The organism is Cellulomonas sp. NPDC057328 (assembly GCF_042667215.1).
Taxonomy (GTDB): domain Bacteria; phylum Actinomycetota; class Actinomycetes; order Actinomycetales; family Cellulomonadaceae; genus Cellulomonas.
This window is the reverse complement of sequence record NZ_JBHUZW010000012.1, coordinates 1-22,028: the sequence shown is the minus strand read 5'-3', so window position 1 is coordinate 22,028 and position 22,028 is coordinate 1. Positions and strand designations below refer to the sequence as shown.

19 protein-coding genes and 1 other RNA gene are annotated in these 22,028 nt (G+C 74.5%); 15 read left to right on the top strand and 5 right to left on the bottom strand.

Annotated elements, in window-relative coordinates:
- Positions 1-145: 145 nt before the first annotated feature.
- The 7 genes from ACFUMH_RS04015 to ACFUMH_RS03985 all read left to right on the top strand — a co-directional run bounded on the left by ACFUMH_RS04015 (position 146) and on the right by ACFUMH_RS03985 (position 7,689).
- Positions 146-544 (top strand): hypothetical protein, encoded by a 399-nt coding sequence (locus ACFUMH_RS04015; RefSeq protein WP_378200767.1) that lies wholly within the window; start codon positions 146-148, stop codon positions 542-544.
- A 138-nt stretch (positions 545-682) separates the two neighbouring features.
- Complete coding sequence (gene prfB, locus ACFUMH_RS04010) at positions 683-1,804, top strand: peptide chain release factor 2 (protein ID WP_378200764.1); 1,122 nt, start codon at positions 683-685, stop codon at positions 1,802-1,804.
- 184 nt (positions 1,805-1,988) lie between these two features.
- Positions 1,989-2,678 carry a cell division ATP-binding protein FtsE gene (ftsE, locus tag ACFUMH_RS04005; protein ID WP_378200761.1) on the top strand — a complete coding sequence of 230 codons (690 nt, stop codon included), beginning with the start codon at positions 1,989-1,991 and terminating at the stop codon, positions 2,676-2,678.
- Between the two features lie 10 nt (positions 2,679-2,688).
- Positions 2,689-3,603, top strand: a complete 915-nt coding sequence (ftsX, locus tag ACFUMH_RS04000) for a permease-like cell division protein FtsX (RefSeq protein ID WP_378200758.1) — start codon at positions 2,689-2,691, stop codon at positions 3,601-3,603.
- Position 3,604: 1 nt separating this feature from the next.
- Positions 3,605-5,053: a peptidoglycan DD-metalloendopeptidase family protein gene (locus tag ACFUMH_RS03995; RefSeq protein WP_378200755.1), complete on the top strand. Its 1,449-nt coding sequence runs from the start codon at positions 3,605-3,607 to the stop codon at positions 5,051-5,053.
- Between the two features lie 162 nt (positions 5,054-5,215).
- Entirely contained in the window at positions 5,216-5,689 is a 474-nt protein-coding gene (gene smpB, locus ACFUMH_RS03990) for an SsrA-binding protein SmpB (protein WP_378200751.1), read from the top strand.
- Positions 5,686-7,689, top strand: coding sequence for a DUF2207 domain-containing protein (locus ACFUMH_RS03985; RefSeq protein WP_378200748.1), 2,004 nt, complete (start codon positions 5,686-5,688; stop codon positions 7,687-7,689). Before smpB ends, ACFUMH_RS03985 begins: the two co-directional genes overlap by 4 nt.
- 102 nt (positions 7,690-7,791) lie before the next feature.
- On the opposite strand, the gene ACFUMH_RS03980 is transcribed toward ACFUMH_RS03985, so the two are convergent.
- Positions 7,792-9,255, bottom strand: coding sequence for an NAD(P)/FAD-dependent oxidoreductase (locus tag ACFUMH_RS03980; RefSeq protein ID WP_378200745.1), 1,464 nt, complete (start codon positions 9,253-9,255; stop codon positions 7,792-7,794).
- A gap of 162 nt (positions 9,256-9,417) precedes the next feature.
- Here ACFUMH_RS03980 and ACFUMH_RS03975 point away from each other — a divergent pair, with 162 nt between their 5' ends.
- Positions 9,418-11,013 carry a RecQ family ATP-dependent DNA helicase gene (locus tag ACFUMH_RS03975; RefSeq protein WP_378200742.1) on the top strand — a complete coding sequence of 532 codons (1,596 nt, stop codon included), beginning with the start codon at positions 9,418-9,420 and terminating at the stop codon, positions 11,011-11,013.
- Between the two features lie 82 nt (positions 11,014-11,095).
- A complete protein-coding gene (locus ACFUMH_RS03970; protein ID WP_378200739.1) occupies positions 11,096-11,344 on the top strand; it encodes a DUF6480 family protein in 249 nt (82 codons plus the stop codon).
- A gap of 96 nt (positions 11,345-11,440) precedes the next feature.
- Here the strand turns inward: ACFUMH_RS03970 and ACFUMH_RS03965 are convergent, their stop codons facing one another.
- Both ACFUMH_RS03965 and ACFUMH_RS03960 read right to left on the bottom strand, forming a co-directional pair.
- Complete coding sequence (locus tag ACFUMH_RS03965; protein WP_378200736.1) at positions 11,441-11,743, bottom strand: DUF427 domain-containing protein; 303 nt, start codon at positions 11,741-11,743, stop codon at positions 11,441-11,443.
- Between the two features lie 95 nt (positions 11,744-11,838).
- A complete protein-coding gene (locus ACFUMH_RS03960) occupies positions 11,839-12,900 on the bottom strand; it encodes an ATP-dependent DNA ligase (protein WP_378200733.1) in 1,062 nt (353 codons plus the stop codon).
- Between the two features lie 113 nt (positions 12,901-13,013).
- On the opposite strand from ACFUMH_RS03960, the gene ACFUMH_RS03955 reads away from it, so the two are divergent.
- From ACFUMH_RS03955 to ACFUMH_RS03935, 5 genes are all read left to right on the top strand, one after another.
- Positions 13,014-13,415, top strand: coding sequence for a hypothetical protein (locus tag ACFUMH_RS03955; protein WP_378200731.1), 402 nt, complete (start codon positions 13,014-13,016; stop codon positions 13,413-13,415).
- Positions 13,412-14,452: a peptidase gene (locus ACFUMH_RS03950; RefSeq protein WP_378200728.1), complete on the top strand. Its 1,041-nt coding sequence runs from the start codon at positions 13,412-13,414 to the stop codon at positions 14,450-14,452. Before ACFUMH_RS03955 ends, ACFUMH_RS03950 begins: the two co-directional genes overlap by 4 nt.
- Before the next feature lie 126 nt (positions 14,453-14,578).
- Positions 14,579-14,945, top strand: a transfer-messenger RNA (tmRNA) gene (ssrA, locus tag ACFUMH_RS03945).
- Between the two features lie 125 nt (positions 14,946-15,070).
- Positions 15,071-15,859, top strand: coding sequence for a hypothetical protein (locus tag ACFUMH_RS03940; RefSeq protein ID WP_378200725.1), 789 nt, complete (start codon positions 15,071-15,073; stop codon positions 15,857-15,859).
- 121 nt (positions 15,860-15,980) lie between these two features.
- Positions 15,981-17,090, top strand: a complete 1,110-nt coding sequence (locus ACFUMH_RS03935; protein ID WP_378200722.1) for a right-handed parallel beta-helix repeat-containing protein — start codon at positions 15,981-15,983, stop codon at positions 17,088-17,090.
- Positions 17,091-17,114: 24 nt separating this feature from the next.
- Here the strand turns inward: ACFUMH_RS03935 and ACFUMH_RS03930 are convergent, their stop codons facing one another.
- Together ACFUMH_RS03930 and ACFUMH_RS03925 are read right to left on the bottom strand one after the other, a co-directional pair.
- Positions 17,115-18,608 (bottom strand): cryptochrome/photolyase family protein, encoded by a 1,494-nt coding sequence (locus ACFUMH_RS03930; RefSeq protein ID WP_378200719.1) that lies wholly within the window; start codon positions 18,606-18,608, stop codon positions 17,115-17,117.
- 49 nt (positions 18,609-18,657) lie between these two features.
- A complete protein-coding gene (locus ACFUMH_RS03925) occupies positions 18,658-19,311 on the bottom strand; it encodes a TetR/AcrR family transcriptional regulator (protein WP_378200716.1) in 654 nt (217 codons plus the stop codon).
- Between the two features lie 155 nt (positions 19,312-19,466).
- Between ACFUMH_RS03925 and ACFUMH_RS03920 the strand changes: the two genes are divergently transcribed.
- Entirely contained in the window at positions 19,467-21,998 is a 2,532-nt protein-coding gene (locus ACFUMH_RS03920; RefSeq protein WP_378200713.1) for an MMPL family transporter, read from the top strand.
- Positions 21,999-22,028 lie beyond the last annotated feature (30 nt).

Below are 22,028 nucleotides of genomic sequence, written 5' to 3'. Positions count from 1 at the left end.
CTTCGCTCTGTACCGCTCCAGCAGCCTGTACCGCTACAGTCCCACCGATTCCTGGACCGGTCAAGACCTCCCGAGTCATCGCGTGGTGCGTCCGTCCGGACGACTCACCGTGACTCCGCCCCGCGCGCCTGTCACGCTGCGCGTCATGCCCCCTCGACGGACGAGCCGCACGGATCTCGACACCGACGTCGGAACCCGTCGCGCGACGGGTCCGCCGGACGAGGGGCGACGTGCCACCCGCGGCTCGCGCGCGGCCCGCTGGTCGCTCGGGCTCGCGATCGGGGCGTTCGCCGCCGCGCACGGCGCCGCCGCCGCGTTCGGCTCGGTGGTCGCCGACGCGTTCGGGGGCACGGCGCCCGCCGCCGGGCCGCTCTTCCTCGTCGCCGCGGTCCTGTGGCTCGTGCTCGCCGCCGCGGCGGCCGTGCTCGCGGTGCGGGCGCTGCGGGGCGGTGCCGGCCGCGCGGTGCCCGTCGCGGCGCTGCTCGTCGCGCTCGTGCCGCCCGCGCTCGCCGTCGTGGCGGTCGTCGCCGTGCGCCTCGTCTGACCGTCCGCCTCGTCCGACCGGGCACCGGACCCGACCGGGGGCCCGCGCGCCGTCGTCCGCGGGCCGCCGCACGCCGGCGCTGCGGCACCCGACGCAGCGCGCCGACCGCGTCGCACCCAGCGGGTACCCTGGACGGTCGTGGCCACCACCGACTTCCCCGCCGAGATCCGCGAGCTGCGCAGCACCCTGGAGTCCATCCAGTCGGTGAGCGACCCCGCCGCGCTGCGGGCGAAGATCGCCGAGCTCTCCGAGCAGGCGTCCGCCCCCGACCTGTGGGACGACCCGGACGCGGCGCAGAAGGTCACGAGCGCACTGTCGTCCGCGCAGTCCGAGCTCGACCGCGTCACCAAGCTGGGCGGGCGCATCGACGACCTCGAGACGCTCGTCGAGATGGCCGCGGAGGAGGACGACGCCGACACCCTCGCCGAGGCGGAGGCGGAGCTCATTGGCATCCGCAAGGACCTCGGCGAGCTCGAGATCCGCACGCTGCTCGCCGGTCAGTACGACATCCGCGACGCCGTCGTGACGATCCGCGCGGGCGCGGGCGGCGTCGACGCGGCCGACTTCGCCGAGATGCTCATGCGCATGTACCTGCGCTGGGCCGAGCGCCACGGCTACGCGACCACCGTCATGGACACCTCCTACGCGGAGGAGGCCGGCCTGAAGTCCGCGACGTTCGAGGTCAAGGCGCCGTACGCGTTCGGGCACCTGTCGGTCGAGGCGGGCACGCACCGCCTCGTGCGCATCTCGCCGTTCGACAACCAGGGCCGCCGGCAGACGTCGTTCGCCGCGGTCGAGGTCATCCCGCTCATCGAGCAGACCGACTCCATCGAGATCCCCGAGTCGGAGATCAAGGTCGACGTCTTCCGCTCGTCCGGCCCCGGCGGGCAGTCCGTCAACACGACCGACTCCGCGGTCCGCATGACGCACATCCCCACCGGCATCGTCGTGTCGATGCAGAACGAGAAGTCGCAGATCCAGAACCGCGCCGCCGCGCTGCGCGTGCTCCAGTCCCGGCTGCTCCTGCAGCGCCAGGAGGAGGAGCGCGCCGCGAAGAAGGAGATGGCGGGCGACATCAAGGCGAGCTGGGGCGACCAGATGCGCTCGTACGTGCTGCAGCCGTACCAGATGGTCAAGGACCTGCGGACCGAGCACGAGGTCGGCAACCCCGCCGCGGTCTTCGACGGCGACATCGACGACTTCATCGAGGCGGGCGTGCGCTGGCGCCGCAACCAGCAGGTCGCGCCCGCCGACGCGTGAGCCGTCCCGGGACGATCCGGGACGAGCCGGGCATCACCCGGTCGGGCGTACCGATTCACAGGTTCCGCGGCGGCGTGTCCTGCCCCGGACCGCGCGGACGGGTTCCTACCCTCGACGAGTCCCGCGACCCTGCGGGTGGCCCGTCGTGCCCGCGACGTGCCCGACCGAGGACGAGGTTCGAGCCGTGATCCGCTTCGAGAACGTGACGAAGGTCTACGCCCGGGATGCCCGCCCCGCGCTGGACCGCGTGTCGCTCGACGTCGAGCGCGGCGAGTTCGTGTTCCTCGTCGGCGCGTCCGGATCCGGCAAGTCGACGTTCCTGCGGCTCGTGCTGCGCGAGGAGCGGGCGTCCGCGGGCCGCGTGTTCGTCGCCGGCAAGGAGCTCGGCTCGCTGTCGAGCTGGAAGGTGCCGCACCTGCGCCGCCAGATCGGCGCCGTGTTCCAGGACTTCCGCCTGCTGCCGAACAAGTCGGTGTTCGAGAACGTCGCGTTCGCGCTGCAGGTGATCGGCAAGCCGCGCCACCACATCCTCACCACCGTGCCGGACGTGCTCGACATGGTCGGCCTCGCCGGCAAGGAGAAGCGCCGCCCGCACGAGCTGTCCGGCGGCGAGCAGCAGCGCGTCGCGATCGCCCGCGCGTTCGTCAACCGGCCGTCGATCCTGCTGGCCGACGAGCCCACCGGCAACCTCGACCCGACGACCTCCCTGGGGATCATGCGCCTGCTCGACCGCATCAACCGCACCGGCACCACCGTGGTGATGGCGACGCACGACGACGAGATCGTCGACCAGATGCGCAAGCGCGTGGTCGAGCTGAGCACGGGCGAGATGGTGCGCGACCAGTCGCGCGGCGTCTACGGCTCGGACCGCTGAGGAGGCCGCCGTGCGCGCCCAGTTCATCCTGTCCGAGATCGGCATCGGCCTGCGCCGCAACCTGTCGATGACCGTCTCGGTCGTGCTCGTGACGTTCGTGTGCCTGACCTTCCTCGGCGCCGCGGCGCTGCTGCAGACGCAGATCGGGAAGATGAAGGACGACTGGTACGACAAGGTCGAGGTCTCTGTCTTCCTCTGCCCCGCCAACTCCGCCGAGCGCACGTGCGCCGCCGGCGAGGTCACCGAGGAGCAGCGCGAGGACATCCTCGGCGCGCTCGAGGCGCCCGAGGTGGCGCCGTACATCGAGCAGGTCTTCACGGAGACGAAGGAGGAGGCGTACGAGTCGTTCCAGCGGCAGTTCGGCGACCAGTTCTGGGCGTCGGCCGCGACCGTGGACGACATGAACGCCTCGTACCGCATCAAGCTGACCGACCCCGAGCAGTACCAGGTGGTCGCGGACGTGGTGTCGGGCAGACCCGGCGTCGAGGACGTCGAGGACCAGCGCCGCCTGTTCGACAACCTGTTCCTCGTGCTCGACCGCGCGACGTGGGCCGCCGGCGGGATCGCGGCGATCATGCTGCTCGCGGCCGTCCTGCTCATCACGACGACCATCCGGCTGTCCGCGCTGAGCCGGCGCCGCGAGACGGGCATCATGCGACTCGTGGGGGCGTCGACGTTGTTCATCCAGCTGCCGTTCATGCTGGAGGGCGCGATCGCCGCGCTCGTCGGCGGGGCGCTGTCCGTCGCCGCGCTGTGGTTCGGCGTGGAGTACCTCGTGACCGACTGGCTGGGCCAGACCGTCACGTGGGTGCCGTACGTCAGCACCGCGGACGTGCTCGCGATCGCACCGCTGCTGCTGGTGGTGGCCGTCGTGCTGGCCGCCATCTCGTCCCTCGTCACCCTGAGCCGCTACACGAAGGTCTGACATGCGACGACGCACCGACCGCACCGACCGTCCCGCCGCCGACCGTCCCGCACAGCGACGCCGGCTCACCGCCGCCCTCGCCGCCGCGGCGGTCGCCGTGCCGACGTTCCTCGGCGTGGCGGGACCCGCCCTCGCCGACGACCTGTCGAACCGCCGCGCGGCCGCCGAGCAGCGCGTCTCCGCCGCCGAGCAGCGGGCCGCCGACCTCGCCGAGGCGATGGCGGAGCTCGACGGCGCGCTGCGCCAGGCGGTCGAGGAGCTCGCCGCCGTCGAGGCGCAGCTGCCGCAGGCGCAGGCCGCGCTCGACACCGCCGTCGCCGCCGCGCAGGCCGCGCAGCGCGAGGCCGACCTGCAGACCGCCCGCCTCGCCGCCGCCGAGGACGAGGAGGCGGCGATCGCGGAGCAGATCGTCGTCGACGACGCGCGCGAGGTCGAGATCCGCGCCGCGATCGGGCACATGGCGCGCGAGGCCTACAAGGGCGGCCGTGACGTCTCCGGCATGAGCGTCATGCTCGACGCCGAGAGCTCGCAGGACTTCGTCGAGCGGTACGGCATGGTCTCCACCGCGATGCGCACGCAGTCGCAGGTGCTCGACGAGCTCCAGGAGATCGTCGCCAAGAACAAGAACGCGCAGGCCCGCCAGACGGCCGTGCGCGACAAGGTCTCGGAGATCAAGGCCGCCGCCGACGAGAAGCTCGCCGAGGCGCAGCGGACCCAGGCCGCGGCCGAGGACGCCAAGGCCGAGGTCGAGCGGCTGCTCGCGGAGCAGCAGGCGAAGAAGGCGTCGATCGAGTCGCAGAAGGCCGAGGCCGCCGCGCAGGCCGCGGCCGTCGACGCCGAGCGGCAGGCGGTCGCCGCCGACCTCGCGCAGATCGTCGAGGCGCAGCGCGCCGAGCGTGCCCGCATCGAGGCCGAGCGCGCCGCGGCGGCCGCGGCGGCCGGCAAGCCCAGCGGCGGCGGTGGTGGCGGCGGTGGTGGCGGCGGTGGTGGCGGCGGCGGTGGCGGTGGCACGAGCCCGCAGCCGGGCGGCGCCAAGCCGGGCGCGATGTTCGCCAACCCCACCGCGCACAACCCGATCTACGTGACGTCCGAGTACGGCATGCGCCTGCACCCGGTGCTCGGGTACTACCGCATGCACGCCGGCATCGACCTGCGCGACCGCTGCGGCGAGCCCGTGTACGCGGGCCGCTCGGGCACCGTGCAGTGGTCCCGGTACCGCAGCGGGTACGGCAACCAGGTGATGATCGACCACGGCTGGGTCAACGGCTCCTCGCTCATGTCGAGCTACAACCACATGTCGTCGTTCGCCGTCGGCGCGGGGTCGCAGGTGTCGGCCGGGCAGCTGCTCGGCTACGCCGGCAACACCGGGACGTCCGCCGCGTGCCACCTGCACTTCGAGGTGTACGTCAACGGCGCGACCCAGAACCCCCGGTCCTACCTGGGCATCTGAGGCGGCGCCGGGGCACGGTCGCGGCATTCACCTGGGGGTGCGTCGGTGCCCGCGGGTAGGCTCGTGCGGCGGCACGGCGGTCACCACGCCCGCCGCCATCCGCCGCGCACCCGCACCCTGCGGTGCGCGCACCACCCGAGCAGACACCAGGAGGGCCGAGCCGTGGCCAAGGCGACGACCGGACGCAGCATGGTCGCGGCCAACCGCAAGGCGCGGCACGACTTCGTCATCGAGGACGTCTTCGAGGCGGGGATGGTCCTGTCCGGCACCGAGGTGAAGGCCCTGCGCGCCGGGCGCGCGTCGCTCGTCGACGGCTGGGTCGAGGTCGAGGGCCACGAGGCGTGGCTGCACGGGGTGCACATCCCCGAGTACTCGCAGGGCACCTGGACCAACCACGCGCCCCGGCGCAAGCGCAAGCTGCTGCTGCACCGCGAGGAGATCGACCGGCTCGAGGTCAAGACGCGCGAGAAGGGGCAGACGATCGTCCCGCTCGCCCTGTACTTCCTCGACGGGCGCGCCAAGATCGAGATCGCGCTCGCGCGCGGCAAGCGCGAGTACGACAAGCGGCAGACCCTGCGCGAGCGGCAGGACAACCTCGAGGCGCAGCGCGCGATCCGCGAGAAGCGCGACCGGTGACGGCGCACGACGTGGCCCGGCCCGACGACGCGGTCGGTCCGGACGACGCCGTCGGTCCGGACGACGCCGTCGGTCCGGACGACGCCGTCGGTCCGGACGACGCCCACGTGGTCGCGCGGGCAGTCCGGCGGCTCGCGGTGGTCGCGCTGGCCGTCGTCCTGGCGCTCGGCGTGGTCGTCCTCGCGCCGCCGCCCGCCACGTCCGCGATGCCGGCGACGCCGGGCGACCTGACGTCGGGGCGCGAGATCACGCGGTACGACGCGGTGGCGGAGGTCGCCGCCGACGGCACGGTGCAGGTGCAGCTCGAGCTCGACTTCGACTTCGGCGACGACCCCGGCCACGGCCCCTACCTGACGTACCCGACGCGGGTGTCCTACGACGACGAGCTCGACCGCGTCTTCGAGTACTCCGACGTCGTCGTCGAGAGCCCCACCGGCGCCCCGGCCGACCTGCACCGTGAGGACGAGGGCGCGGCGATGGTGCTGCGCGTCGGCGACGAGGACGTCGACGACGTCGAGGGCGTGCAGACGTACCGGGTCGGCTTCACGGTGCGTGGCTGGCTGAACCCGGCGAACGCGCAGCACTCGGGCGACGAGCTGTACTGGGACGTCATCGGCGGGGACTGGGAGGTGCCGCTGTCCGACGTGCGGGTCACCGTGACGGGGCCGGCGGACGTCCAGGACGTGGCGTGCTTCGCGGGCCCGCAGGGTGCGACGACGCCGTGCGGCGCCGCCGAGGCCGACGGCGCGTCGGCGACGTTCACGCAGGACGTCGTCCCGGTCCGGGACCGCCTCACGACCGTGACCGGCTGGCCCGGCGGCACGTTCACCGGCGCCGACCCGGTCCTGCGCGAGAAGCTCGACCCGTTCGCGCCCGTGCGGCCGCTGAGCGTGGGCGGCGGGGTCGCGGCCGGCGTGCTCGGCCTCGGTGCGCTCCTCGCGGTGCGGCGGGTCCGCCGCACCGGGCGGGACCAGGCCTACCTCGGGCTGACGCCAGGGCTGCGGCCGGCCGCGGGGCAGGAGGCCGGGACGGGTCACCGCGACCGTCGGGACGCCGTGTCGGTGCAGTTCACGCCGCCCGAGGGCACGCGGCCGGGCGAGGTCGGCACGCTCGTCGACGAGAAGGCCGACCCGGTCGACGTCACCGCGACGATCATCGACCTCGCGGTCCGCGGGTGGCTGCGCATCGAGGAGGTCGCGCCCGAGCAGGAGGGGCGCGCGCCGGAGGACTGGACCCTCGTGCGCCTGCGCCCCGGCACCACCGGCCTGCTGCCGTTCGAGGCGACGCTGCTCACGGACCTGTTCGAGGGACGCGAACGGGTCCGCCTCTCGGAGCTCAGGACCACCTTCGCGTCCGCCATGGGCAAGGTCCAGGACGGGCTCTACGAGCACGTGACGGAGACGGGCTGGTTCCGCGCCAACCCCAAGGCCGTGCGGACGGCGTGGGGCCTCACCGGCGGGCTGCTGCTCGTGCTCGGCGTCGTGGGCACCGTCATCGCGATCGCCGCGGGCGCGCAGTCGCTGCTGGGGCTCGCGCTGGTGCCCGCGGCGGTCGCCCTGGTGGGCGTCCTCGTGCTCGCGCTCTCCGGCGCGGCGCCGGCGCGCACGGCGGACGGGACCGCGGTCCTCGCGCAGACGCTCGGGTTCCGGCGCTACCTCGCGACGGCCGAGGCGGAGCAGCTGCGGTTCGAGGAGGGCGAGGACCTGTTCTCGCGCTACCTGCCCTACGCGATCGTGTTCGGGCTCGCCGACCGGTGGGCGCGGGTGTTCGCCGACCTCGCCGCACAGGGCCGCGTGGTCGCCGAGCCGGGCTGGTACGTCGGCACGTACGCCGCCGGGCCGTACTTCTGGGGCACCGGCTTCGCGGGTGCGGTGGACCGGTTCGAGCACGTCGCCACCGAGGCCATCAGCGCGCCGACGCCCGGCACGTCGGGCGGCTCCGGCACGAGCGGCGGCTACTCCGGCGGTGGCGTCGGCGGCGGGGGCGGCGGCGGCTGGTGACCGACCCGGCCGCGGGCAGGTCGGCGCGGACGAGCTCGGTGCGGGACCGGTCGGTGCGGCCGAGCTCGGTGCGGGGACGGTCGGTGCGCGGGCGGCGGACCGTCAGGCCGGTCGCGCGTCCTGGTCGCCCCGGTCGGTGACGCGCGCGGCGTCGTCCGCCGCGTCGGCGCCGGACTCGGACCGGGTCCCCGACGGGTCGTCCCGCGGGCCGAACGACGCCTCGCCCTCGCGGCGCAGCGCGTTGCGGCCGATCACCTGCTGCCAGGTCGCCGCCCGCTCCGCGCGGCCGCGACCGACGAACGACACCGCCCAGTGCAGCAGCGTCGTCACCCGGTTCTTGAACCCCACGAGGTAGAACAGGTGGACGCCGAGCCACAGGAGCCAGGCAGGGAGCCCCGACGTCTCGACGCGCCCCACCTGCGCGACGGCGAAGAAGCGGGACACCGTCGCCATGCTGCCCTTGTCGTGGTACTCGAACGGCTGCCCGGTCGGGCGGCCGTCGACGCGGCGGCGGATCTGGTCGGCCGCGTGCTCGGCGCTCTGCATCGCGACCTGCGCGACGCCGGGCAGCTTGTCCAGCTTCATCAGGTCGCCGATGACGAACACGTCCGGGTGGCCCGGGAGCGTGCAGTCCGGCTCGACCGGCACGCGGCCCGACCGGTCGGCCTCGACGCCCGCACGCTCGGCGAGCACGCGGCCGATGGGCGCACCCTGCACGCCGGCGGCCCAGATCTTGCACGACGCGGGGAGCACGCGCCGCTCCCCGTCGGCGTCCTCGACCTCGACGCCCTCCTGGTCGACGCCGACGACCTTCCACCCGGTCCAGATCTCGACGCCCTGGCTCTCGAGCTCGCGCGCCGCGGCCGCGCCCAGGTGCTCCGGGTAGCCCGGGAGCACGTGGTCGACCGGGTCGACGAGCAGCACGCGCGTGCGTCGCGGGTCGACGTGCCGGAACTGGCCGGGCAGGACGCGGTGGGCGAGCTCGGCCACCTGGCCGGCCATCTCGACGCCCGTCGGCCCCGCGCCGACGACCACGAACGTGAGCAGCCGCTCGACGGCCGCCTCGTCCCGCGTCACCTCGGCGAGCTCGAACGCGCCGAAGATGCGGCCGCGGATCTCGAGCGCGTCGTCGAGGCTCTTCATGCCCGGCGCGTGCTCCGCGAACTCGTCACGGCCGAAGTACGACTGCCCGGCGCCCGCCGCGACGACGAGGCTGTCGTACCGGGTGCGGGTCACACCGGCGGGGGAGCGGTGCACCACCTCGCGGGCGTCGAGGTCGACGTCCTCGACGACGCCGAGCAGCACGCGCGCGTTGCGCTGGCGGCGCAGGACGTCGCGCGTCGCCGGAGCGACCTCGCCGGCCGACAGCACGCCGGTCGCGACCTGGTAGAGCAGCGGCTGGAAGAGGTGGTGGTTGGAGCCGCTGACCACGGTGACGCGCACACCGGGGACGCGGGCGAGCGCGCGCGTCGTGAAGAGGCCGCCGAAGCCGGAGCCCACGACCACCACGTCGTGCGGGCGCTCCCGCCGGGCCGTCGACGGCCGCGAGCTCTCGGTGGTCGTCATGCGCGGCCTCCTGCCGGGGGGTCGGGACGCCTCGACCGTACGTGAGCGGCTCGCGGGCCGCGCGGCGGCCGGGCGCGCATCGCGGCTCGACGGGCGGGACGGGCCGCGGGTGGGTAGGACTGTCCGGGGTCGCCGCACGGGCGACCCGGACGGAGGTGCTGGGTGGACGTCGACGCCGCGGTGACGCGCGTGCTGGGCGAGGGTGTGGCGCTGCGCGAGTCGCAGCGGGACGCCCTCGACGGCCTGGCGGGGCACGACACGCTCCTGGTGGCGCGCACGGGCGCCGGCAAGACCGCCGTGTACGCGGTGGCGACGCTCGTCGCCGAGCGGCTGACCGTGGTGGTCTCGCCGCTGCTGGCGCTGCAGCGCGACCAGGTCGGCTCCCTGCGGGAGTCGGGCCTGCGGGCCGCGTCCGTGAGCTCGGCCCGGACCGCCGCGCAGCAGCGCGAGGCGCTCGAGGCGGCGGCGTCGGGTGACCTCGACGTGCTGCTGCTCGGCCCCGAGCAGCTGCAGCGCGAGGTCGTCCTCGAGGCACTCCAGCAGGCCGACGTGGGCCTGGTCGTCGTCGACGAGGCGCACTGCGTGAGCGAGTGGGGGCACGACTTCCGGCCCGACTACCTGCTGGTCGGGTGGGCCGTGCAGCGCCTCGGCGCGCCGCGCGTGCTCGCGCTGACCGCCACGGCGTCGGCGCACGTGCGGGAGGAGATCGTCGCCCAGCTGGAGATGCGCGACCCCCGGGTGCTCGTGCACGACGCCGACCGGCCGAACATCTGGCTCGGGGCGCGCCCGGCGGCCTCCGAGCAGGAGCGCGACGCGTACGTCCGCGAGGCGGTGCTGGAGGAGCCGGGTGCGGTGATCGTCTACGCCCGGACGCGCGCGCACACGGAGGAGCTCGCGGCCGCGCTCGCCGAGGACGGGCGTCCCGCGCTCGTCTACCACGCGGGCCTCCCGGCGAAGGAGCGGTCGGCCGCGCAGGACCGGTTCCTGTCCGGCGACGCGGACCTGGTCGTCGCGACGTCCGCGTTCGGCATGGGCGTCGACCGCGCCGACGTGCGGCTCGTCGTGCACGCGGGCCCGCCCTCGACGCTCGACTCCTACTACCAGGAGGTCGGCAGGGCCGGCCGTGACGAGGAGCCGGCCCGTGCGCTCGTCGTGCACCGGCCCGAGGACCACGGGCTGGCGCGCTACCAGCGCTCGAGCGGCGGCTCACGGCCGGAGACCCTGACGACGGTGGTCCGCGCGCTCGAGGAGGACGCCGCCGACCAGGCCGGCCTCGCCGAGCGCACCGGCCTCGCGCGCCGCACCGTCGCGCGGGCGCTCGGCGAGCTCCAGCGCGTCGGTGCCGTCCGCGACGACGACGGCCGGTTCCGCACCGTCGACGGCGCGCGCCCGCGGCGGGTCCTCGCCGACGTGCGCGCCGAGCGCGAGCGACGCGCGCGGCTGGAGACGTCCCGCGTCGACCTCGTGCGCACCTACACCGACACGACGGACTGCCGCCGGCGGCTGCTGCTCGAGCTGCTCGGCGAGGAGCGGCGCGACGTGTGCGGGCGCTGCGACTCGTGCGACGCCGGCACGTCGGTGCGCGCGTCGGAGAGCCGCGTGCGGCCGGGCCAGCTCGTGCGGCACCAGGAGTTCGGGCCGGGCGCCGTCACGGTCGTCGAGGCCGACCGGATCACCGTGCTGTTCGAGGAGCGCGGGTACGTCACCCTCGACACCGACGTGGCCCTCGACGCCGAGATCCTCACGGTCGAGTCATGAGGGCGCCGCGTCGGTGCCTCCGGTTGCCGACCCACCCGCACGGGCCCACCGTGGACGGAGCACGACCGACGAGAGGGGACGCATGAGCCAGTCGCCCGGAGCCAGCACGCCCGACCCGCAGCCCGACGAGACGCCCGGTCTGGAGGACGGCGGCGGTGTGGCGCCCGGCGACACGCCGCCGGGCGAGTCGTCGACGACGTCGGGCCTGTCGACCCACCAGGCCAAGGTCGGCTCGACGGGCTCGAACTGGGTCGTCTACGCGGTCGTCGGCGGGGTCGTCGCCCTGTGCGCGCTGTACTTCATCGGCTACGCGGTGGGTCTGCTCGACTGACCCGCACCGACCCACCCGCACCGCCACGACGTGCGACGGCCCGGCCCCTGCGGGGACCGGGCCGTCGTCGTGCAGCCGTCGTCGCGCTGGGTCGCGTCAGCGCACCTCGACGTCCGGCGAGAACGCGACGTAGCCGCTGAAGTCCTTGCCGACGCGGTCGAACGCGCTCGGGTACGGGTGCGGGTACGACCACGCCTCGTCCTTGCGCAGCTCTTCCCCGTCGCGGACCGACCAGTACTGGGCCTCGCCCTTCCACGGGCAGGTGTACGGGGTCGGCGACGTCTCGAACAGCTCGGTGCGGATGCTGGAGGGCGGGAAGTAGACGTTGCCCTCGATGTGCACGACCTCGGACTCGGGTGCCTCGGCGAGCACGGTGCCGTTCAGGGTGGCGGTGGGCATGGTGACCTCCGGTGGGACGGGCGGCGGTGTGCCGCTCCTCGCACGGTAGGCCGGTCCGGACGAGGTCGCGAGGGCGCGTCGCGCACGGGGCGGCCTCACCCGCCGAGGATCTCCGCGAGGTCGAACCGCACCGGCTCGTCGAGCTGCTCGTAGGTGCACGAGCGCGCTTCCCGGTCGGTGCGCCACCGCCGGAACTGCGCGGTGTGGCGGAACCGGTCGCCCTCCATGTGGTCGTACGCGACCTCGACGACGAGCTCCGGGCGCAACGGCACGAAGGACAGGTCCTTGGTGGCGTTCCAGCGGCTGACGGCGCCGGGCATGCGACGGTCGGCGTGCGCGGACTGGTCGGCCCACGAGCCCCACGGGTGGTCGGCCAGGTCGACGTCCCGGTAGGGGGCGAGGTCGTCGAGCAGGCTCCTGCGCCGGGCCATCGGGAACGACGCGCTGACGCCGACGTGCTGCAGCCGCCCGTCGTCGGTCCACAGCCCCAGCAGCAGCGAGCCGACGACGTCGCCGGACTTGTGCCACCGGAAGCCCGCCACCACGCAGTCGGCCGTGCGCTCGTGCTTGATCTTGAACATCGCCCGCTTGTCCGGCTGGTAGGTGCCGTCCAGGGGCTTGGCGACGACGCCGTCGAGCCCCGCGCCCTCGAACTGCGTGAACCACCGCTGCGCCTCGTCCATGTCGCCGGTCGCGGGTGTCACGTGGACGGGCGCCTGCACGTCCGCGAGCGCCTCGACGAGGAGGGCGCGGCGCTCGCGCAGCGGCCGGCCCGTGAGGTCGTCGTCGCCGAGTGCCAGCAGGTCGAACGCGACGAAGGACGCCGGCGTCTGCCCGGCGAGCAGCTTCACCCTGGACGCCGCGGGGTGGATGCGCTGCTGCAGCGCGTCGAAGTCGAGCCGGTCGCCGGTGACGACGACGATCTCGCCGTCGACCACGCACCGCTCCGGCAGGTTCGCCTTCAGCGCCTCGACCAGCTCGGGGAAGTACCGCGTCATCGGCTTCTCGTTGCGGCTGCCGAGCTCGACCTCGTCGCCGTCCCGGAACACGATCGTGCGGAACCCGTCCCACTTCGGCTCCACGTGCCCCACGTCGGGGATCTCCTTGACCGACTTGGCGAGCATCGGCGCGACGGGCGGCATCACGGGCAGGTCCATCGGCCCATCGTGGCGGGTGGGGAGCGCGCTGTCAGCGCGACGCACGGCGCGCCCGGTCGGCACCGGCGGCGGGTGCGGCAACGCAGGGTCCCGCGGGAGGGGATGATGCTCCCGTGGACGAGGTGGGACGGCGGCGGCGTGCCGCCCGGGCGCTGGTGGGTCTGGCGGCGTTCGTCGCGTGCGTGGGGTGCGGGACGGTCGACGCCGCGTCGCTCGCCGGCGAGTACGTCGCCCGGGAGGGCGAGGGTGGCCTGACCCTCGCGGCGGACGGGACGTTCGCCGCCGCCGGGGTCCCCGCGGCGGTGCTCGAGGCGGCGGACGCGGGGAGCGTGGACCTGATCGGCACGTGGGAGCACCTCGACGGCCCCGGCTTCGTGTACCTGTCGATCGACGAGGTGGTCGGGTCGTCGTCGCGCGTCCGGGGCGTCCAGCTGTACGTCGCGGACGACGACGAGGTGTTCTTCCGACCGGACCCCGACCGGGCCGAGCGCGTCGTCTACGAGCGCCGGCCGTGAGCGCCGACGACGTCCCCACGGGCGTGCCGGCCGACGACCTGCCCCGCTCGCCGTCCGGTCGCGTGCCCCGGTGGGTGCTCGACGAGGCGGAGCGGCGTCGCACGCAGGCCCCGACGTGGTCGCCGAACGGGTCGTGGCCGCCGCCGCCCGCGCCGCGGCCGTACGCCCCGCCGGCCGCGCCGCAGCCGTGGCCCGGCGAGCAGCGCGCGCCCCGCAACCGCCGGCTCGTCCCGCTCCTCGTGTCGCTGCTCCTCGCCGCGCCGCTCGGCCTGCAGGTGTGGCGGTGGGTGGACGCCCACCCGGACCTCGCGTCGATCGGCGAGTCGCTGCTCGCGTCGCCCGACGAGCTGCGGGCCCAGGCGGGCCCGCCGCCCGGGCTGGGCGAGGCCGACGCACCGATCGGCGCGCCGCCCGCGGTCGACCCCCTCGGCGGTGCGTACGCGTTCAGCGAGACGCAGGCCGTGGACGGCTCCCAGGTGCCCGTCGCCTGGTCGCCGTGCCGGCCCATCCGCTACGTCGTCAACCCGGTCGGTGCGCCCGAGGGCTTCGCGGCGTCGGTGACGGGCGTCCTCGCGGAGGTCACGGCCGCCACCGGGCTGGTGTTCGTCGACGGCGGCGCGACCGACGAGCCGGTGACGAGCGAGCGCGACGCGTACCAGCCGGACCGGTACGGCGAGCGGTGGGCGCCCGTGCTGCTCGGGTTCGCCGACGAGACGAGCGAGCCGGTGCTCGCCGGCGACGTCGCCGGCGTGGGCGGACCCGCGTGGGTGTCCGGCGCCGACGACGTCCGCGTCTACGTGAGCGGGGCGGTGGTGCTGGACACCGAGACGCTCGCCGACCCGACACTGCCCGACGGCACGCCGTCGTGGCTCTCCACGCTGCGGCACGAGGTCGCGCACGTGATCGGTCTCGACCACGTCGACGACCCGTCGCAGCTGATGAACCCCGAGATGTCGGCTGCCGTCACGACCTTCCAGGCGGGCGACCGCGCCGGCCTCGCCGCCCTCGGCCGGGGCGTCTGCGCACCCGACCTCTGACGCACGGACGGGCGCGCGACCTGCGGGGAATGCCGGGGACACGTCCCGCGTTGTGCCGTACGCTGGACCTCGTCGGACCGGGCCTCTGGGGGCGCGGGACGGCGGTTGACAAGTGAACACACCCCTGGGGGTGATCGGTTTCGACGGTGGTCGTCTTTCCAGGAGAAGCGGGTCGAGGATGCACGGTTATCTCGTAAACGCTCCGTGCGACTCATAGGTGCCGATACTCAGCGCACCGACTTCGCCCTCGCCGCCTGAGCGAGCCTCGAAGTCCGTCAGCCTAAGCATGCTCTCGGCTTAGTCACTGGCGTCATCTAGAGAGCCACTGCTGTCCGTCCTCGTCGGTGGGGCGGGCGGGACTTCTAGCCGACTGGGCCCGTCCACGTCTCGTCCGCGTGATCGTGGGGGCCGAGAAACTCTGTAGCGGACTGCACCCGGAGAAGACCTGGTTCCACGTCATCGGACGCGGGTTCGATTCCCGCCACCTCCACTCCCAGCCCACGCTGCACGTCAGCGCGGACACGAAGGCCGTCGCCCCTGCGGGGGCGGCGGCCTTCGTGCTGCCCGGCGGCCGTCGGTACGGTGCACCCGTCCGTCCCCGAAGGCCGAAGGAGTCCCGTGCCGCACCTCGCGCCCGGTCAGCGCGCCACCGACCTGTCCGACCTCGTCCGGCTGCTGCAGCGGTGGACGCAGGAGACCACCGAGGCCACCGTGTCCGGCGGCACGTCGACGCACCGCGCCTACCTCACGGCCGTCGTCGGCGGCGTCGAGTGCGTGCTCGCCGGCGACACGACCCGGGCGGGCGTCGCCGCGTTCCTCGACCGGATGGACCGGCGCTCGAGCCTGTGGGTCGTGCCCAGCCGCACCGGGCGGCCGTGCCGCGTCGCGTTCGGCGAGCCCGCCGAGGTGCTCGACGGCTTCTTCCTGTACACCGAGCAGCCGTACTGGTCGCCGAAGCTCCTCGACGCGCCGCAGCTCGTGGGCGTCCGGCTGCTGCAAGCCGTGGCGGCGCTGCACCGGCGCGGGTCGCAGCACGTGCGCGTGTCGCCGGGCATGAGCCCGTCGGGCGTGTACTGGCGCGTGACGCTGTCGGCCGCGCCAGGCTCGATCGGCGACGAGAAGCCGTCGCAGCTCAGCTGGTCCAGCGGTTCCGGCGCGGACGTCGTCGGGGTCGACGTCACCGCGGCCACCACGCCGGACGCGCTGGCCGACGCCCTCGTGGCCGCCGTGCCGGCCTTCGGCCGCCCGTGGCGCGACTGGACCTACACCGGTTGGTACGCGGAGCTGCTGGCACTCGTGGAGCGCGAGGGCCGCCTCCCGGTGTCGTTCGCGGACTGGTTCGACAAGGGACCCGGGTGGGAGGTCGGCTGGGGGAGCGGCGTCCGGTTCCCGCCGCCGCCGGTCTGAGGCCGGCGGGAGCCGTTCACCCGGGCGAAAAGGGCAGAAGCGCATGGATCGGGCGCCGCGGGCGCGCGCACGCTGGTCGCACCGCCGGTGACGTCGCCGGCGCGACCACCAGGGGGCTCCCATGCACGTCTCGTCCGTCCTGCCCGGCGCCGCGGTCGGTGCTGCTGCCGTCGCCGTCCTCGTCCTCGCCGCCGCGCCGGCGCACGCGGCGCCACCCGGCTCGGAGCCGGTCCCGGGGTGCGGCGTGGTGCTGATCTCCGACGCGCACCTCGCGGCCGACCTGACGTGCGCGTCGGGCGACGGCCTGCACCTCGGGCCCGGCGTCACGCTCGACCTGCGCGGGCACGTGCTGCGTGGTGGCGGCGGAACCGCGATCACGGTCGCGGAGGAGGGCGACGTGCGCGTGGTCGGCGGGACGATCACCGGCTGGGGCCGCGGCATCCTCGCGAGCAGCGACGAGGAGTACGAGCCGGTCGAGGGGACGCTGACCCTGGAGCGCGTGACGCTGCGCGACAACCGTCTGGCCCTGGTCGGCAGCCTGGACTACAACGGGTACTCCAAGAGCCTGCTGGTCGACCGGTCGACCCTGGTGGGCAACCGGTACGGCTTCTACAGCCTCGGCGCGACGGCCGTCTTCCGGCGCACGACGTTCTCCGCGAACGGCACCGGCGTCGAGGTCGGCCCCAGCACCGTCACCCTCGAGGACTCCCGCGTGCAGGGCAACGACGTGGGCCTCGCCTGCGACCGGTCGTCCTGCGCGCTGACCGGCACGACGCTCGTCGCCAACGGCGTGGCCTTGCGCGGCAGCTGGATGACGGACCTGCGGGTCGACGACAGCACGTTCCTCGGGAACGACGTGGGCATCGACGCCACCGACGAGCACGTCTGGACGCGGGTCGACGCCAGCCACTTCACCGACAACGGCACGGCGGTCGTGGCGAGCACCCAGATGGCGGTCCACGGCAGCACGTTCCGGCGCAACGACGTCGGGTTCACCACCGAGGAGGGCGAGTACTGGCAGGCCGACGGGTACAGCGTCCTCGCCGACAACCGGTTCCTCGACGGCGGCGACGGGATCGTCACGGACGAGGAGATCGACCTGCGCGGCAACGGCGCCGTGGGCAACCGCGGGTGGGGCATCCACGCCCCGCACGCGGTGGACCTGGGCGGCAACACCGCGCGCGGCAACGGCAACGAGCCGCAGTGCGTGGGGGTCGTCTGCGGGTCGTGAGCCGCAGCAGCGGGGGTGCGCTCGTCACGGCGGCGTCGCGCCCCGGAGCTGCTCCTGCTCGACGAGCGCCTCGCGGTCGCGCAGCCGCGCCAGGCCGGCCAGCGGCTGGGCCATGCGGCGGTTGGGTGCGAGGCGCTCGCGGTTGCGGTCGAGGAACCACCAGTAGCCGGCGCTGTACGGGCAGGCGTCCTCGCCGACGCGGACGTCGGGCCGGTAGCGGCAGCCGCCGCAGTAGTCCGACATCCTGTTGATGTACGCGCCGCCCGACGCGTACGGCTTGGTCGCCATGAACCCGCCGTCGGCGTGCTGGCTCATGCCGACGACGTTGGGCGCCATGACCCACTCGTAGCCGTCGACGAAGCACTCGTGGAACCAGTCGGTGAGCTCGGCCGGGTCGTAGCCCCGCTGCAGCGCCCAGTTGCCGAGCACCATGAGGCGGGGGATGTGGTGCACCCACGCCATGTCGCGCACCTGGCCGAGGACGTCGCTCAGGCAGCGTGCCTCGACGGCGTCGGCGTCGAGGTCGTGGAACCAGTCGGGCAGCGGGGCGTGCGCGGCGAGGGCGTTGGACCGCTTGTAGTCGGGTCCGGTGCGCCAGTAGACGTGCCACACGTAGTCGCGCCAGCCCATGAGCTGGCGGACGTACCCCTCGACGCTCGCGATCGGCGCGCGGCCGGCGCGGTACTCGTCCTCGGCGCGGTCGACGGCCTCGCGCGGGTCGACCAGCCCCAGGTTCATCGCCGCGGACAGCACCGAGTGGGAGAGCCACGGGTCGGCGGCGAGCATCGCGTCCTCGTAGCGCCCGAACGCCGGCAGGCGGTGCTCGACGAAGGTGTCGAGCGCGACCTCCGCCTCGGCGCGCGTCGCGGCGAAGCGCCGCGGACCGTCGCGGCCGACGAACGACACGTCGCCGTCGGCCTCCCACCGGTCGAGGTCGCGGCGGACCTCGGCGTCGATCTCGTCCTCCTCCGGCAGCCACGGCGGCGGGACGTCGAGCCGGTCGGTGCGCGGCGGGGGCTCGCGGTTCTCGTGGTCGAAGTTCCACCGGCCGCCCGCGGGTTCCGTGCCGTCCATGAGGACGCCGTGCACACGCCGCGCGGTCCGGTAGAAGTTCTCCATCAGCAGCCCGCCGCGCTGGTGGCCGGCCCAGCGCTCGAAGTCCGGGCGGGACGTGACGAAACCGCGGTGGGGGAGCACCTCCAGCCCCGGCTGCCGCTCGACGAACGTCAGCGCGCCCCGCGACGTCGGGGCGCACACGTCGAGGGGCCCGTCGACCTGTGCGAGCGCCTCGGCGTAGGTGTCGGCGCGGACGACGACGGCCTGGTCGCCCAGCTCGGCGGCGCGGTGCCGCAGCGCGGACAGCACGAGGTGCGCCTTCTGGCGGTGGAACCGACGGCGACGGAACACCGCGCGCGACTCCACGAGCAGCACGGGCTGCTCCGGGTGGTCGAGGAAGTGCGGCCCGAGCTGGTCGGCGAAGAGCCACCGGCGGCGTAGTCCGGTCGGTGCGGCGGTCACCCGGTCATCCTCCGGTCGGCGCCGACGGCGCGCGACCCGCGGACCGGGGTCAGCGGCGCGCGGCCGCCCAGTGCCCGGACAGCTCCGCGGCGGCGTCGGCGGACGCGGGCACCGCGAGCGGTGCGCCGCTGTCGGTGAGGCCGTCGACGAGCAGCTGCAGGTAGCGGCGGTACGTGCCGGGGTGGTCGGGCGTGTGCCGCGCGACCTCCGTGACCATCCAGAAGACGACGACGAGGTCGTGGATGGTCACGCCGTCGCGCAGGTCGCCCTCGACGGCGGCGCGCGCGAGCAGGTCGGTGATGGCGTCGGCGATCGCCGGGCCGGGCTCGGGCACGGACGTCTCGTCGAACGTCAGCGCGATGTCGCGCAGGCCGAGGTTCGCGGCGAGGAGGGCGACGATGCGGTCGAGCAGGAGCACGAGGCCGTCGCGGGCGCGCGTCGCGGCGCGCGCCTCCTCGGCGACCCGCAGCAGCTCGCGCGCCGGCTCCTGCAGCGCGGCGCGGACCAGCTCGTCCTTGTCGGCGAACCGGTTGTAGACGGTCCCGACGCCGACCCCGGCGCGGTGCGCGATCTCGTTGAAGCCGACGGCCAGGCCGCGCTCGGCGTACAGGGCCCGCGCGGCCTCGACGATGCGCTCGCGGTTGCGCTGCGCGTCGCGGCGCAGGCCCCGCTCGGCGACCCCCGCCGCGCCGTCGTCCGTCATGCGCGGCAGGCTACCCCTGATAGGTGCGATCAACTTCACGCGCTCCCGCCGGCGGAAACGGATGCCGGGCATCAAGTTCGTGGCCTAGCATCCCGATGACCGCCATCGGCCTCGCAGCGCCGCGGTGCCCCCACACGACCCGCAGGAGACCTCGCATGGCAGGACTGCTCTACCGGCTCGGCCGGTCCTCGGCACGGCACCCGTGGCGCGTCGTCGCGGCGTGGCTCGTCGCGCTCCTCGTGGCGGGCGCCGCGTACCTGGCGTTCGGCGGCACGCTCGTGTCGACCGTCAGCATCCCCGGGACGGCCACCGACCGCCTCACCCAGCGGCTCCAGGAGGAGCTGCCGGGCACGAGCGGCGGCACCGGCACCGTCGTCTTCTCCACGGCGGACGGCGAGGCCTTCGACGACGACCAGCGGACGGGCATCGCCGACGCGGTCGCCGCTGCGGCGGAGGTCGAGGGCGTCGAGACGGCCGTCGACCCGTTCGCCACCGAGGCGCAGCGCGAGGAGCAGGCGCAGCAGCTGGCCGCCGGTGCCGATCAGCTCGAGCAGGGGCGCGCCGAGCTCGAGGCCGGCCAGCAGCGCATCGACGCCGGCCGTGCCGAGCTCGAGGCCGGGCAGGCCCAGCTCGACGCCGCCCGCGCCCAGCTCGACGCCAGCGCCGCGCAGGGCGTGCCGGAGCTCGCTCTCCTCGCCGGCCGCGCGCAGCTCGACGCGCAGCAGGCACAGCTCGACGCGGGTCTCGCGGAGCTCGAGGCCGGCGAGGCGGAGCTCGAGGCCGGACGCGCCGAGCTCGAGGCCCAGGCCCCGCAGCTCGAGAGCGGGCAGGCGCTGCTCGACATGGCCGCCGAGGTGCGCCAGGTCTCCGAGGACGGCTCCGCGGCACTGGCCACGGTCGTCTTCGAGGACCCGCAGTTCGACGTCACCCCGGAGACGAAGGACGCGGTCATCGCCGCCGTCGAGGACGCCGCGCCCGAGGGAGTCGAGGTCGGGTTCTCCAACGAGATGGCGTCGGGCGTGCCTGCGCTCGGCGGCGCGTCGGAGGCCGTGGGTGTCGCCGTGGCCGTCGTCGTCCTGCTCGTCATGCTGGGCTCGGTCGTCGCGGCCGGGCTGCCGCTGCTCAACGCGCTCCTGGGTGTGGGCGTGGCGGCGCTCGGCACGCTCGCGTTCTCGAGCGTCGTGGAGATGTCGTCCGTGACGCCCGTGCTCGGGCTCATGCTCGGGCTCGCGGTCGGCATCGACTACTCGCTGTTCCTGCTCAACCGGCACCGGCAGCAGCTGCGGCGCGGCATGCCCGTCGCCGAGTCCATCGGGCTCGCGACCGGGACGTCCGGCAACGCGGTCGTGTTCGCCGGCAGCACCGTGCTCATCGCGCTGCTCGCGCTCAACGTCACGGGCATCCCGTTCCTCGGGCTCATGGGCACCGCCGCCGCGGCCAGCGTGGCCGTCGCCGTGCTGCTCGCCGTGACGCTGACGCCGGCGCTGCTGAGCCTCGCCGGACCGCGCGTCCTGCCGCGGCGCGTGCGCGCCGCCACGACCCCGGAGCAGCACCCCGTCGTGCGGCCGATGTCGACGCCGCGCGCCGTGCTGTCCCTGCTGCTCGGTGTCGCCGTCCTGCTCGTCGCGGCGCTGCCGGCGGCGTCGATGCGGCTCGGCCTGCCGGACGGGTCGCAGGAGGCCACCGACACGACGCAGTACAGCGCGTACATGACGACCGCCGAGGAGTTCGGCGAGGGGGCGAACGGCCCGCTGCTCGTCGTCGCGGACGTGCCCGCCGGCGTCGCGGAGGACGAGCTGCCCGGCGTCCAGGCCGACCTGGGCGCGGCGCTCATGGCCGAGGACGACGTCCGCGCGGTCGCGCCGATCGGCACGGACGAGGACCGCACGGTGCTCGCGTTCCAGGTGCTGCCCGAGGGTGGCCCGAACGACGCGTCGACCGAGGAGCTCGTGCACACGGTCCGCGGCATGACCGTCGACGAGCCGGAGGCGACGTTCTCGGTCGCCGGGGTCGCGAGCGCGAACATCGACATCTCCGAGAAGCTCAGCGACGCCCTGCCGGGCTACCTCGCGCTGGTCGTCGGCCTGTCGCTGCTCATCCTCGTCATGGTGTTCCGCTCGATCCTCGTGCCGGTGGTCGCAACCCTCGGGTTCGTGCTGTCGCTGCTCGCGACGTTCGGCGCCGTCACGGCCGTGTTCCAGTGGGGCTGGCTGGGCGACCTGTTCGGCGTGCACGACCCGGGCCCGGTGCTGAGCTTCCTGCCGACGATCGTCATCGGCATCCTGTTCGGCCTGGCGATGGACTACCAGCTGTTCCTCACGTCCGGCGTGCGCGAGGCGTACGCGCACGGTGCGACGGCGCGGCAGGCGGTCGCCGAGGGCGTGCGCGCCGGCCGGGCAGTCGTCACCGCGGCGGCGATCATCATGGTGTCCGTCTTCGCGGGCTTCGTGTTCTCGCACATCGCCGTCATCCGGCCCATGGGCTTCGCGCTCGCGTTCGGCGTGCTGGTCGACGCGTTCGTCGTGCGGATGACGCTCGTGCCGGCGTTCCTGCACCTGGTCGGCGAGAAGGCGTGGTGGCTGCCGCGCTGGCTCGACCGCGTGCTGCCGGACGTCGACGTCGAGGGTGCGAAGCTCGAGCGCGAGCACCCCGTGGCGCCCGAGCCCGTCGGCACGCCGACGGCCTGAGCACGGCGTGAGCAGGGTCTGAGCGACGGC